Source organism: Vibrio crassostreae, assembly GCF_041439375.1.
Classification (GTDB): domain Bacteria; phylum Pseudomonadota; class Gammaproteobacteria; order Enterobacterales; family Vibrionaceae; genus Vibrio; species Vibrio crassostreae_D.
Genome location: NZ_JBGONY010000011.1, coordinates 35,817 through 49,698 on the forward strand (window position 1 = coordinate 35,817; position 13,882 = coordinate 49,698).

Annotated in this window: 12 protein-coding genes; 4 read left to right on the plus strand and 8 right to left on the minus strand. The window is 44.5% G+C overall.

Features of this window, described 5'->3' with window-relative positions:
- The first annotated feature begins 156 nt into the window (after positions 1 to 156).
- From ACED45_RS07130 to ACED45_RS07140, 3 genes are all read left to right on the plus strand, one after another.
- Positions 157 to 1,392 carry a pyridoxal phosphate-dependent aminotransferase gene (locus ACED45_RS07130; RefSeq protein WP_048661469.1) on the plus strand — a complete coding sequence of 412 codons (1,236 nt, stop codon included), beginning with the start codon at positions 157 to 159 and terminating at the stop codon, positions 1,390 to 1,392.
- Positions 1,393 to 1,560: 168 nt separating this feature from the next.
- Positions 1,561 to 2,145, plus strand: coding sequence for a 5'-deoxynucleotidase (gene yfbR, locus ACED45_RS07135; RefSeq protein ID WP_017060613.1), 585 nt, complete (start codon positions 1,561 to 1,563; stop codon positions 2,143 to 2,145).
- A gap of 55 nt (positions 2,146 to 2,200) precedes the next feature.
- Positions 2,201 to 3,544 (plus strand): anti-phage deoxyguanosine triphosphatase, encoded by a 1,344-nt coding sequence (locus ACED45_RS07140; protein WP_285953330.1) that lies wholly within the window; start codon positions 2,201 to 2,203, stop codon positions 3,542 to 3,544.
- A gap of 26 nt (positions 3,545 to 3,570) precedes the next feature.
- Here ACED45_RS07140 and ACED45_RS07145 read toward each other — a convergent pair whose 3' ends face one another.
- Positions 3,571 to 4,170, minus strand: coding sequence for a tRNA-uridine aminocarboxypropyltransferase (locus tag ACED45_RS07145; RefSeq protein WP_146491718.1), 600 nt, complete (start codon positions 4,168 to 4,170; stop codon positions 3,571 to 3,573).
- Between the two features lie 9 nt (positions 4,171 to 4,179).
- Here ACED45_RS07145 and rrtA point away from each other — a divergent pair, with 9 nt between their 5' ends.
- A complete protein-coding gene (gene rrtA / locus ACED45_RS07150) occupies positions 4,180 to 4,728 on the plus strand; it encodes a rhombosortase (protein WP_146491717.1) in 549 nt (182 codons plus the stop codon).
- Here rrtA and ACED45_RS07155 read toward each other — a convergent pair.
- The 7 genes from ACED45_RS07155 to tig form a co-directional block, all read right to left on the minus strand.
- Positions 4,719 to 5,018, minus strand: a complete 300-nt coding sequence (locus ACED45_RS07155) for a ComEA family DNA-binding protein (protein WP_327784087.1) — start codon at positions 5,016 to 5,018, stop codon at positions 4,719 to 4,721. The two genes, rrtA and ACED45_RS07155, sit on opposite strands and share 10 nt — an antisense overlap.
- Before the next feature lie 263 nt (positions 5,019 to 5,281).
- Entirely contained in the window at positions 5,282 to 7,147 is a 1,866-nt protein-coding gene (gene ppiD / locus ACED45_RS07160; protein ID WP_371713627.1) for a peptidylprolyl isomerase, read from the minus strand.
- A gap of 219 nt (positions 7,148 to 7,366) precedes the next feature.
- Positions 7,367 to 7,660: an HU family DNA-binding protein gene (locus tag ACED45_RS07165; protein ID WP_012604504.1), complete on the minus strand. Its 294-nt coding sequence runs from the start codon at positions 7,658 to 7,660 to the stop codon at positions 7,367 to 7,369.
- 169 nt (positions 7,661 to 7,829) lie between these two features.
- Positions 7,830 to 10,181 (minus strand): endopeptidase La, encoded by a 2,352-nt coding sequence (lon, locus tag ACED45_RS07170; protein ID WP_146491714.1) that lies wholly within the window; start codon positions 10,179 to 10,181, stop codon positions 7,830 to 7,832.
- 132 nt (positions 10,182 to 10,313) lie between these two features.
- A complete protein-coding gene (gene clpX, locus ACED45_RS07175; protein ID WP_009847283.1) occupies positions 10,314 to 11,594 on the minus strand; it encodes an ATP-dependent protease ATP-binding subunit ClpX in 1,281 nt (426 codons plus the stop codon).
- A gap of 81 nt (positions 11,595 to 11,675) precedes the next feature.
- On the minus strand, positions 11,676 to 12,302 hold the full coding sequence (clpP, locus tag ACED45_RS07180) for an ATP-dependent Clp endopeptidase proteolytic subunit ClpP (protein WP_004736080.1): 627 nt from the start codon (positions 12,300 to 12,302) through the stop codon (positions 11,676 to 11,678).
- 105 nt (positions 12,303 to 12,407) lie between these two features.
- A complete protein-coding gene (tig, locus tag ACED45_RS07185) occupies positions 12,408 to 13,706 on the minus strand; it encodes a trigger factor (RefSeq protein WP_017106221.1) in 1,299 nt (432 codons plus the stop codon).
- Between the last annotated feature and the right edge of the window lie 176 nt (positions 13,707 to 13,882).

Genomic DNA, 13,882 nt, shown 5'->3' on the forward strand with positions numbered 1-13,882 from the left:
ATAACCAAGAAAGCGATTAACTAAAAGTTAGAAAACAGTGACAACAAAAAGACCAAACGTGACACTGAAATGCGACATTCATCAGATTTTTATTCTATCAAACGCTATTTTGCGGTACTTTAATAAAGTATTTAAATTAATTTCAGGAAATCGGCAATGCAAAATATCGGGATGTCGTCAAAACTCAACAGCGTATGCTACGAAATCAGGGGGCCTGTACTCAAACATGCTAAGCGCATGGAAGAAGAAGGGCATAAAATACTAAAGCTTAATATTGGTAACCCCGCCCCATTTGGTTTTGACGCCCCTGATGAAATCCTTGTTGACGTAATCCGTAATCTACCGACATCTCAAGGTTACTGCGACTCAAAAGGCATCTATTCAGCCCGCAAAGCGGTTGTTCAGCACTACCAGAAAAAAGGCCTACGCAATCTTGACGTAGAAGACGTTTACATTGGTAACGGCGCATCAGAGCTTATCGTTATGTCTATGCAGGCGCTACTGGATAATGGTGATGAAATCTTAGTTCCCGCTCCGGACTACCCACTATGGACAGCGTCTGTTGCGCTTTCTGGTGGTACACCGGTTCACTACATGTGTGATGAAGATGCTGATTGGTATCCAGATTTAGACGACATGCGCGCGAAGATCTCTCCAAAGACTCGCGGCATCGTTCTTATCAACCCGAACAACCCAACAGGTGCGGTTTACAGCCGTGATTTCCTACTACAAGTTGTCGAAATTGCCCGTGAGCACGGCCTAATCATCTTCGCTGATGAGATTTACGATAAAGTACTTTACGATGGTGCAGTGCATACCTCTGTTGCAACACTTGCTGAAGACGTATTAATGGTCACGTTCAACGGTCTATCTAAGGCTTACCGTGTATGTGGTTTCCGTGGTGGCTGGATGTTCTTAACAGGTCCTAAACACCTAGCAAAAGGTTATGTAGAAGGGCTAGAGATGCTTGCCTCGATGCGTTTGTGTGCCAACGTACCAATGCAGCACGCTATCCAAACGGCATTAGGCGGCTATCAGAGTATCAATGAGTTGATTCTTCCTGGTGGTCGACTGCTTGAGCAACGTGACCGAGCATGGGAACTGATTAACAAGATCCCTGGCGTTTCTTGTGTGAAGCCGAAAGGCGCAATGTACTTGTTCCCTAAGATCGACACCAAGATGTACAACATCAAAGACGATCAGAAATTCGTACTAGACTTCCTTAAGCAAGAGAAGGTGCTATTGGTTCAAGGTACGGGCTTCAACTGGCCGAAACCGGATCACTTCCGCATCGTGACTCTGCCGCACATTGAGGATCTAGAAATCGCGATTGGTCGCCTAGAGCGCTTCTTGCAAACTTACAGCCAAGACGATCTCGTCGACGTTAAATAAACACAATGAAAGGTGGCTACAATTTGCTGTTTTAAAAGACTTTAACTTGTATTCAATCACTTCTATGCTTAAAAGGCTCCTGTTTAGGAGCCTTTTTTGTATCCGCTGTCTCGTACAGTTTGTGGCAAACACAAGGTACGAGTGGAGCACTCTCTAGATAGGACACTTATGAAACAGAGCCATTTCTTCGCCCATCTCGCACGCATGAAGCTGATTCAACGTTGGCCCCTGATGCGATCTGTTTCAAGCGAGAACATTTCAGAACACAGCCTACAGGTCGCTTTCGTTGCCCACGCTTTGGCGCTGATCAAAAACAAGAAGTTTGATGGTCAACTTAATCCTGAGCATATTGCTCTGCTTGGCATGTACCACGACACCAGTGAGGTACTGACTGGTGATTTGCCAACGCCAGTTAAATACTACAACCCGGATATCGCACAAGAATATAAGAAGATAGAAGCCGCAGCAGAACAAAGACTGCTTTCTATGTTGCCAGAAGAGTTCCGAGACGACTTCGCCCCATTTTTAATATCTGGAACAGCGAGTAAAGAAGAGCAAAGCATCGTCAAGCAGGCCGACACCATCTGTGCTTACCTGAAATGCTTGGAAGAGCTCAGTGCGGGCAATCATGAATACGAGCAAGCCAAGCGCCGACTGGAAGAGACACTCGAACAACGCAAAAGCCCAGAAATGGACTACTTTCTCACCACATTTGCGCCAAGCTTTGAATTATCACTAGACGAGATAAGCTAGCTGGGTATAAGTTGTTTTTAATTAGCTAAATAAAATCAATTTGATAGGTGCTATTTTGAATTCTCTACTCGAACCACCCTTTGTACTCGAACAAGAATGGCAGCATCGAAATGACGATGAACATAAAATAAGACGAGATGATCACCGTAGCCCATATCAACGTGACCGAGCGCGCGTGCTTCACTCTGCTGCTTTTCGTCGCTTACAAGCGAAAACCCAGATTCATGGCACCATGGTGAATGACTTTCATCGAACACGCCTTACTCACTCTCTTGAGGCCGCTCAGCTTGGCACAGGTATCGTTGCTCAACTGAAGAAAAAGCAACCCGAGTTTCGAGATCTATTACCCTCAGACAGTTTGATTGATTCACTGTGTTTGGCTCACGACATAGGTCATCCGCCATACGGACATGGCGGCGAAGTCGCACTCAACTACATGATGCGCGGCCACGGTGGCTTTGAAGGCAACGCTCAAACGTTTCGTATTGTCACACAGCTAGAGCCTTACACTGAACATCACGGAATGAACCTATCTCGACGCACTTTGTTAGGTCTGATTAAGTACCCTTCTCTGCTTAGTGAGGTTCAAGCTAAATTGCAGTCTGAGCCCGTTAAGCATCAGCGACAACTCCGAGCCAAAGATTGGATGCCAGCAAAAGGCATCTACGATCATGATGAAGAACTGTTTAACTGGGTACTGGAGCCGCTTTCAAGCAGCGACCAACAGCTTCTAAAACAGAAAAGAAAAACGCATACCGAGCCACTTGAACACAATAAGACCAAATATAAGTCGCTTGATTGTTCGATCATGGAGCTTGCTGATGACATCGCGTATGGCGTGCACGATTTAGAAGATGCGATTGTGCTTGGGTCTGTGACCAAAGCTCAGTGGGTCGAATCGGCTTACCCTCAATTGAAAGAGATGGCCGACCCTTGGATTTGTGAACATCTAGATTCAATTACAGAGATGCTGTTCTCTGGTGAACAGTATCGTCGAAAAGATGCGATTGGTGGAATCGTCAACGCACTGTTGACCAGTATCTCTATCAAGCGAGTAGATGCTAGCTTTGAGAGTGTGCTGTTGGCTTACAATGCGGTGCTTGAACCTAGCATGGACGGCACGCTCGATAAATTGAAACACTTTGTCAGCGAGTTCGTGATTCAAGTGCCTCAGGTTCAAGTCATCGAATACAAAGGCCAGCAGATCATCATGGATATGTTTGAAGCATTCAGTGCGGATCCTGAACGCTTGTTGCCACTGCCAATCAAGAAGCAATGGCTACAGCATCAAGATGAATCAAGAAAGATGCGCGTGATAGCGGATTACATTTCATCAATGACTGATGATCTTGCGCAGAAAATGCATCAGCAACTGTTCTCGGCTCATACCGAGTTTTAACTTCTGGCTCACTCTACTCAAACGCTTTAATCTAAGTAGTTTTTCTCAAACACGCCCGCCGGCATTTGATTGATTTGAAACTGAATCATTTGGTCAAATGCCGTAAGCAACGGGCTAAAGTCGCCATCACGCTCTAACAAGCTAAGCAAATGATAGCCAGCTTCAACTGTTGAAAGGCTGTTTTCACTGGGTGCTTTGCGAATTCGATAATTACCCTTGAGATCTTTTGGTAAGTGGACCGTGTTCAACGCATGCAAGTTACTCGACACTTGCCACATCTTGAATGCTTTCTTCCACGTCCCATCCAATAAAATCACACGTAACTTCTTGCTTGGGTATGTTGCCGACTCAACAGACACAGAGTTTTCACTTGGGTATAAAATCACATGTTGGTACTGTTCATCGGCCAGCAATGCGTTGAGTTGTTCATTGTCTGAAAAGTCTTCACCGACAAACGTCACGCTGTTACTTAAAGATAACGAGAGAATACGTGCTGTTCCCATCGGACGATGCTCTTCTGATGGGTGCTGAAGAATGATAAGCTCAACATTCGATTCGAGTGGTGTAATCCACTGACAAATACAAGCTTTCAAAGCCTTGCTGCATTGGGGGCAATAACGAGACATGGATTTAATGTGTACCCTGTTTTAATTTTCACTTCACTTTTATGCGTCTTATTCCAACTTGAGCCAATACAAGCTTGGGTCGTTTGGGATAGCAATGCGATTGCCGAGGGGCAATGGTGGCGAATCCTAACAGGAAACTTTTCACATACCAACTACTCACACCTTCTGATGAATCTAGCAGGCTTGTGGATCATCAGCTATCTGTTTCAACCGAGTAAAAAACAGCTTGTTGCTGCTTTGCTTGTGATTAGTTTAGCGACTGGCGTCGCTCTGTTATTTTCGAGTATTCAGATCTATGTTGGCCTATCTGGCACTTTGCATGGGTTGTTTGGCTTATTCGCGCTCAAAGAGGCTTTAAACGGCAGGAAATCTAGTTGGCTATTAGTATTGGGATTAGTCACTAAAGTCGCTTGGGAGCAGCTGATTGGCCCTTCTAGTACGACTGGTGAACTGATTAACGCTCGTGTCGCGATTGAAGCCCACCTAGCAGGTGCACTGGCCGGGGGCTTCATAGCTATCGTTTTATACCTAACCAATAAAGAAACGGATCAAAGTTGAATTCTTTCGCGGTTCTTTTTAACTGTCGCTTCACCTATCCCTTTCACACTCGCCAAGTCATCAGCAGTTGTAAACGTACCGTTCTGCTCTCTATAGTCGACAATCTCTTGGGCTTTTTTGTCACCCACACCAACCAGTAGTGCTGATAGCTCCTCTGCTGTCGCTGTGTTGATGTTAACCGTAATCTCAATGCCATCGTAAAGCTCAGCCTTGGTTGGGCTGTCTGCAAACACGGCAGGGCTTAAAAGCATCAGAAATGAAAGAAGTAATGTTGAGTATATCGTGCGCATAAATCGGTTCCTTTGTTCAAAAAAGGTAACTTATGCATTTGCCGCGCTAGATAACACAATCACCAGACAAAAATAAAGCGGGCCACCTAAGTGACCCGCTTTGTTATACATCTTGTTTTCATCAGTTCGTTTGTTAGCTCACAAATCTGATTTATCGAATAAACCTAATTTGCAAAAACAACAACCATCGCATGTTGACTCTCGGTAGTCAGTCACCAAACAGGCTTAACTACCGAGCTAAGCTAACTCAAGCTAACCTGAGCTTACTGACCTTGACCCACTACGTAATATTCAACGTCTGCGTTTTTACGAAGTACGTTTAGTACGTTCGTCAGATCTTGTTGGTTGCCAACTCGCTCCAATTGTGCACCAATTTGAGTGCTGTAAGCTGGGTTAATTTCAGCCGTTACTTTAGAAAGCTCAACAACAACGATGTTACCGTCTTGGTCTTTAGATTGACCGAACACAGCTTGGCCTGCTTCTGGTTTCGCTAGAGCGAATACAGATGCTGCTAATGGAGAGTTACGGTCAATCGTTTCAAGCTCTGTGAACTCAAGGTTGTTGTCCGCTAGCACTGCTTCGTTACCAGCTTTAAGGTCGTTAACTAGAGAAACACCTAGCTCAACAGCTTGCTCTTCTGCTTTTACAGCAGACAATGCAGCGACAACTTGATCTTTCACTTCAGCTAGAGGAAGAACTGTCTCGTCGCGAGTCTCTTCTACACGAACAACGATCACGTGTTCAGGAGCCACTTCGATAACTTCAGAGTTTAGACCGTCTTCTTTCACTTCAGGGCTCAAGATAGCTTGCATAACTGCAGGCGTCATCAGAACTTCTGGAGCGTCAATTTGAGAGATGAAATCTGTTGTTGTGATCTTCGCATTGATAGCTTCTGCAGAATCATCAAGAGAATCTGGGAATTCAAACGCTACTTTTTCTAGCTCAGTTTGTTGCTCGTAGAACTGGTCTACAGCGTGCTGGTCTAGAAGCTCTTGCTTAATCTCTGCCGCTACTTCAGTGTAAGGCTGAGCTTGAGACGCTTTTAGTTCGTCGAGCTTGATGATGTGGTAGCCGAAATCAGATTTAACTAGACCAGTCGTGTCACCAATATTCTCAAGAGCGAAAGCCGCGTCTTCGAATGCTGGGTCCATCACATCACGTTCGATCCAACCTAGGTCACCGCCAACGTCAGCACTGCCGAAGTCGTCAGATTTCTCTTCCGCTAGCGTAGCAAAATCAGCGCCTGCATTTAGTTCGTCTAGGATAGACTGAGCTTTCGCTTCGTCATCGCCTTGAACTAAGATGTGGCTAACTTTACGTTGCTCTTCAGTTGAGTACTTGTCTAGGTGCTCTTGGTAGTACTTCTGCGCTTCTTCATCGCTTACTTCAAGCTGAGACTTAAGTGCTTCAGCAGAAAGCTCAATGTAAGATACCTTCGCTTGCTCTGGACGAGTGTAAGCTGCAGGGTTCTCTTGGTAGTACTGTTCGATCTGTTCGTCAGTTAGCTCGATGCCTTTCGCAAGGTCAGCAACAGACAGTGTCACTGTGCGAATGTCACGAGTTTGTGCGATAAGCTTGCTCTGAGTATCGATTTCACCTTGAAGAACGAATTCACTGCCTTGAAGTGCAGTCACAAGCTGGTTGCGCATTAGGTCACGACGCATGTATTCAGCGAAGCTCTCTGCGCTGAAACCTGCACGACGTAATGCCGATTGGTAAACTTCTTGGTCGAATTGACCAGCTGTTTGGAACTGAGGCATTTCTAGAATCATGGTACGGATTTGAGAATCACTGATTCGTAGGCCTAAAGACTCAGCTTGCTGCTCAAGCAGTACATCGTTGATCATGCGATCAAGTACTGATTTACGGAAAGACTCTACGTATGCAGGGTCTGCAAGCATTTGAGCGAAGTAATCGCCAAGTTGAGACTGCATGCGATTACGTTCGTTTTGGTAAGCCTGTTCGAACTCACCACGAGCAATTTCTGTGTTGCCAACTTTAGCTGCTGCGTTGTTACCGCCACCGGTGATGTAGCTGCCTACACCTGCGAATACGAATGACAGGATAATCAACCCAAGGATAATTTTTACCGCGATGCTATTCACGCCTTCGCGTAATCGATCCATCATAATTTAAGTGCTCTCCGGATATGAAGCATTGGCTTCAAAATAAAAATCTATTCACGCGATATTATCAGAAAAAGAAATGCGCATCAGTAGGATGCGCATAATTTAAATAAGTTCAATGTGCTTTGTACACATACTGTTTAAAAATGAAACATCATTTTTCAAACAGTAAACGCATTTTACAGCCTTCCCCTCGCAAAACCGAGGTTTCAGCCGTAGAAATTAGTTACATGCGTCTTTAAGTGCTTTACCCGCTTTGAAGCCAGGTACTTTAGCTTCTGCGATTTGGATCTCTTCACCAGTTTTTGGGTTACGACCTGTACGAGCAGCACGAGTACGAACACTGAAAGTACCAAAGCCAACAAGTGCAACTTGGTCGCCTGATTGTAGCGTTGTGCCAACTGCTTCGATGAATGCGTCTAGAGCGCGGCCAGCTGAAGCTTTAGAGATGTCTGCGTTTTCTGCGATTGATTCTACTAGTTGTGTTTTATTCACTGTTTTTCCCCTATGTGTCATCTGTGACTACTTCTTGATGACTGTACGTTCCATTTTGGTTTTAATTTAGCCGCAAGCCTTATTGCAAAAGGGCTGCCGCTTTGATCAATAACTTAGCGTCCAAAAAAAACGCTGACAAGCCTTTTCGGGCCTATCAGCGTAATTCTTTACTTATTTTTGCTATGCATCACTATTTTTTCACGTCAAACTCGACCCCAGACGGATCTCGTTCTAGCGCTACTTTGAGTACTTCATCAATCCACTGAACCGGGATCACCTTCAAGTCAGCGATTACGTTGTCTGGAATCTCTTCCAAATCACGCTCATTGTCTTTAGGAATCAGTACAGTTTTGATGCCGCCACGGTGTGCTGCAAGCAGTTTTTCTTTCAAGCCACCGATAGGTAAAACTTCACCACGAAGGGTAATTTCACCTGTCATACCGACCTCAGCTTTAACAGGGTTACCCGTCAAGCTAGACACTAATGCAGTACACATTGCGATACCCGCACTCGGGCCATCTTTCGGTGTAGCACCTTCTGGTACGTGAACGTGAATATCGCGTTTCTCATAGAAATCTGAGTTAATACCCAGTTTTTCTGCACGAGAACGAACCACGGTCATTGCCGCTTGAATCGATTCTTTCATCACATCACCAAGTGAACCGGTTTGCGTTAGCTTACCTTTACCCGGCATTGCTTCAGTTTCGATAGTCAGTAGATCACCACCAACTTGAGTCCAAGCTAAACCAGTCACTTGACCAATACGGTTACTTTCATCCGCTTTACCGAAGTCATGACGTTGAACGCCTAAGTACTCTTTCAGGTTATCAATATTAACCGTTACAGACTTAAGGTCGCTGTCTAGCAAGATGTTCTTCACTGCTTTACGACAGATCTTAGAGATTTCACGCTCTAGGCTACGTACACCCGCTTCACGCGTGTAGTAACGGATAATGCCGATGATTGCAGAGTCTTCAATCTCAATTTCATGAGGCTTAAGACCGTTGCGTTGAACTTGCTTGTCCAATAGGTGGCTCTTAGCGATGTTCAGCTTTTCATCTTCTGTGTAACCAGACAGGCGAATCACTTCCATACGGTCCAATAGTGGGCCAGGGATGTCCATCGAGTTAGACGTTGCAACAAACATCACATCAGATAGATCGTAATCGACTTCTAGGTAGTGATCGTTAAATGCGTTGTTTTGTTCTGGATCTAGTACTTCTAGAAGCGCTGAAGATGGGTCGCCACGCATATCAGAAGACATCTTATCGATTTCATCTAATAGGAACAGTGGGTTCTTAACGCCAACTTTAGACATCTTCTGGATTAATTTACCCGGAAGTGAACCGATGTACGTACGACGGTGACCACGAATCTCAGCTTCATCACGAACGCCACCTAGTGCCATACGTGTGTACTTACGACCCGTTGCCGCAGCAATCGAACGACCTAGCGAGGTTTTACCTACACCAGGAGGACCTACAAGACAAAGGATCGGGCCTTTTAACTTGTTGATACGGTTTTGTACTGCCAAGTATTCAAGAATACGTTCTTTAACACGCTCTAAGCCGTAGTGATCTTCGTTTAAGATCTCTTCCGCTTTCGCTAGATTCTTTTTAACTTTTGAACGCTTAGCCCAAGGAACGCCCACCATCCAATCAATGTAGCTACGTACTACTGTTGCTTCAGCAGACATTGGCGACATCATTTTCAGTTTTTGCAGTTCTTGCTCGGTTTTTTCACGAGCTTCTTGAGGCATTTTTGACTCTTCGATCTTCTTCTTCAGAGTCTCGAATTCATCAGGTGCATCGTCCATCTCGCCAAGTTCTTTCTGAATCGCTTTCATTTGCTCATTCAGGTAGTACTCGCGCTGAGATTTTTCCATCTGCTTCTTAACGCGGCCACGGATGCGTTTTTCAACTTGCAGGATGTCAATTTCTGACTCCATTTGGCCCATCAAGAACTCCAGACGTTCAGTCACATCTAAGATTTCTAGAACGTGCTGCTTGTCTACCAGCTTAAGTGGCATGTGCGCAGCAATAGTATCAGCTAGGCGAGCCGCCTCATCAATACCGTTAAGAGATGTTAGAACCTCTGGTGGAATTTTTTTGTTTAGCTTAATAAAGCCTTCGAATTGATTAATCGCACTGCGAACAACCACTTCTTGTTCTTTTTCGTCAAGTTCTGAGGTAACAACGTATTCGGCATCCGCTAAGAAGAACTCACTTTCTTTGAATTGGTGAATTTTTGCACGCTGCTGACCTTCAACAAGTACTTTGACAGTACCATCAGGGAGCTTTAGTAACTGAAGAATGGTAGCGACTGTACCTACGTTAAATAGATCGTCGATTGAAGGCTCATCAGTGTCCGCTTCTTTCTGCGCTACAAGTAGTACTTGTTTGTTAGCTTCCATTGCCGATTCAAGGCATGTAATCGATTTTTCACGACCAACAAACAATGGAATAACCATGTGTGGGTAAACCACTACATCACGTAGAGGTAGCACGGGGATTTCGATACGCTCGGAACGTTCCAAGTTCATATATTTCTCTCTTCCGCTTTAACTTATAAAGCAGTATATGGGGCTTAAACGACTGGATTCAATGGAAGAATAAAAAAAAGGAGGTAATTGCTTACCTCCTTTTTCAATTTGAGTGACTTGTCTAAAAAAGACCTACTCTGCAACAGCTGCTTGGTTATCTGAGTTGCTGTAAATCAATAGTGGTTCTGACTCACCATTAATTACCGACTCATCAATCACAACCTTGCTTACATCAGTTGAAGATGGCAGTTCGTACATAGTTTCTAGTAGAACACCCTCCAAGATAGAACGTAGACCACGAGCGCCTGTTTTACGGTTCATTGCTTTCTTAGCAATTGCACGTAGGGCGTCTTCACGGAATTCTAATTCTGTATCCTCAAGCTCAAATAATGCTGCGTACTGTTTTGTCAGTGCATTCTTTGGCTCACATAGGATTTGGATTAGCGCTTCTTCATCAAGCTCTGTCAGTGTTGTTGTCACAGGTAGACGACCAATGAATTCTGGAATCAGACCATACTTCACTAGATCTTCAGGTTCTACTTGAGTGAACAATTCACCGATAGTTTTGGTTTCGTCTTTTGAACGCACTTCTGCGCCAAAGCCGATACCTGAACCTGTTTCTACACGTTGTTCAATCACTTTATCTAGGCCTGCAAACGCACCACCACAGATAAATAGGATCTTAGACGTGTCCACTTGCAAGAACTCTTGCTGTGGATGCTTACGACCACCTTGAGGTGGAACTGAAGCAACTGTACCTTCAACAAGTTTTAGTAGAGCTTGCTGTACACCTTCACCAGACACGTCACGCGTGATTGATGGGTTTTCAGCTTTACGAGAAATCTTGTCGATTTCATCGATGTAAACAATGCCGCGTTCCGCTTTCGCTACGTCGTAATCACATTTCTGAAGCAACTTCTGGATGATGTTTTCAACATCTTCGCCCACGTAACCCGCTTCGGTTAGTGTTGTTGCATCAGCCATAGTGAAAGGAACGTCTAGGAAACGAGCCAATGTTTCAGCAAGTAGTGTTTTACCACTACCAGTAGGACCGATAAGAAGAATGTTACTCTTACCTAGCTCTACGCCTTCAGCTGTCGTGTCACCATTACGTAAACGCTTGTAGTGGTTATAAACTGCAACTGCTAGCACTTTCTTCGCGTATTCTTGACCGATTACATAGTCGTCAAGATGCTCACGAATCTCACGCGGCGTTGGCAGCGATTCCGATTCTTTCTTAGGAAGAACATCTTTAATTTCTTCACGAATAATGTCGTTACAAAGATCGACACATTCATCACAAATGTAAACAGAAGGACCTGCGATTAACTTGCGAACTTCGTGTTGGCTTTTGCCACAGAAAGAGCAGTAAAGCAGTTTACCGCTACCACCCTCTTTGCTTTTATCTGTCATTCGCTAACCTCTTAGCCTTAACTCTCTATGCTTGAGTGTATATCAATTTGAATCACTTTGCGTTAAACAATTGCCCTGCAATTATTGACCGCGGTGATTAAGAACTGAATCCACTAAGCCGTATTCTACTGCTTGATCAGCAGACATGAAGTTATCACGATCTGTATCGCGCTCAACAACTTCTAGAGGCTGACCCGTGTGCTCTGCCAATAGTTTGTTTAGCTTTTGTTTGATCGTTAGGATCTCTTGCGCGTGAATTTGAATATCAGACGCTTGGCCTTGGAAGCCGCCAAGTGGCTGGTGAATCATTACACGTGAGTTTGGAAGCACGTGACGCTTACCAGGAGTACCACCCGCTAGTAAGAATGCACCCATAGAGCAAGCTTGACCCATACATACTGTGCTCACGTTTGGCTTGATGAACTGCATTGTGTCGTAGATAGACATGCCTGCTGTTACGCTACCGCCAGGTGAGTTGATGTAAAGATAGATATCTTTGTCTGGGTTTTCTGATTCCAAGAAAAGCAGTTGAGCCACGACAAGATTTGCCATGTGGTCTTCCACTTGACCTGTTAAGAAAATGATACGTTCTTTTAATAGACGAGAATAAATATCGTAAGAACGTTCACCACGGGAAGTCTGTTCAACCACCATAGGAACTAGTGCGTCCATAATCGATGGCATTGTATTTTTTTCTTGGTAGCTCATATTCTTATGTCCCTAAAATAAATGGCCCGAATGATTAAATCATACGGACCATTGTTAGCAGAATTGTTGACCGTACGTCAACCTTCTACGTCAGATATTACTATATTAAGCAGGTTGCTGATTCATTAGCTCGTTGAAGCTAACTTCTTTATCAGAAACTTGAGCTTTAGCGATGATTGCATCAATAGCTTGCTCTTCTAGAGCAACATTGCGCATGTTGTTCATCATTTGCTCGTTTTGCTCGTAGTAAGCAATAACTTCTGTTGGATCTTCGTATGCTGTAGCCATCTCTTCGATGATAGCTTTAACTTTCTCGTCGTCAGCTTTTAGCTCTTCAGTCTTGATTACTTCACCAAGAAGAAGACCTACAACTACGCGACGTTTAGCTTGCTCTTCGAACAGCTCACGTGGAAGTTGGTCAGCAGCTTCAGTGTTGCCACCGAAACGTTGAGCAGCTTGTTGACGTAGAACACCGATTTCTTGATCGATAAGAGCAGAAGGTACGTCGATGTTGTTTTCGTTAACTAGACCGTCGATAGCTTGCTCTTTGATGCGGTTCTTAACAGCTTGCTTAAGCTCACGCTCCATGTTCTTACGAACTTCAGCTTTAAGACCTTCAACGCCGTCAGCAGCACCGAACTTAGAAACGAATTCTTCGTTTAGTTCTGGAAGTTCACGAGCTTCAACTTTGTTCAGCTTGATAGAGAACTTAGCTGCTTTACCTTTTAGGTTTTCAGCGTGGTAATCTTCTGGGAAGTTTACGTCGATTTCGAATTCCATACCTGCTGTTTTACCAACGATACCGTCTTCGAAGCCAGGGATCATGCGACCAGCGCCCATCTCTAGTGGGAAGTTCTCAGCTTTGCCGCCTTCAAACTCTTCACCGTCGATAGAACCAACGAAGTCGATAGTTGCACGAGAACCAGCGTCAGCAGCAGCTTCAACTTCAGTCCAAGTCGCTTGTTGCTTACGTAGAGTTTCGATCATCTCTTCAACGTCAGCTTCTTTAACTTCTACTGCTGGTTTCTCAACAGTGATGTTTTCTAGACCTTTCAGCTCAACTTCTGGGTAAACTTCAAAAGTTGCGTTGAATACTAGGTCAGCGCCTTCGTTGTTTTCAACTGGTGCGAAAGTTGGAGCGCCAGCTGGGTTGATTTTCTCTTTAACGATCGCTTCGATGAAGTGACGTTGCATTACTTCGCCCATCACGTCTTGACGTACTGCTTTGCCGTACATTTTAGCAACCATCTTCATCGGCACTTTGCCTTTACGGAAACCATCGAAACGACGGTTTTTCGCGATGTTGCGTAGTTCAGCTGTAACTGCATCTTCGATGTTAGCAGCAGGAACAGTAATATTAAGACGGCGCTCTAGGCCTTCTAGCGTTTCAACAGTAACTTGCATTATATAAACCTCAAAACTGGCTCAGTAATCTGAGCATATGAGCCGTAACTTAGCTTTAATTCAAAAGCCGACGTTGTTGGCTGCATCCTTGTGTAGTGCTCTATCCGAACACCTAATTTAAAATCGAGCATTGATGTCTGAATTGATTATTCAACCAAACACCAGACTAATCAGCG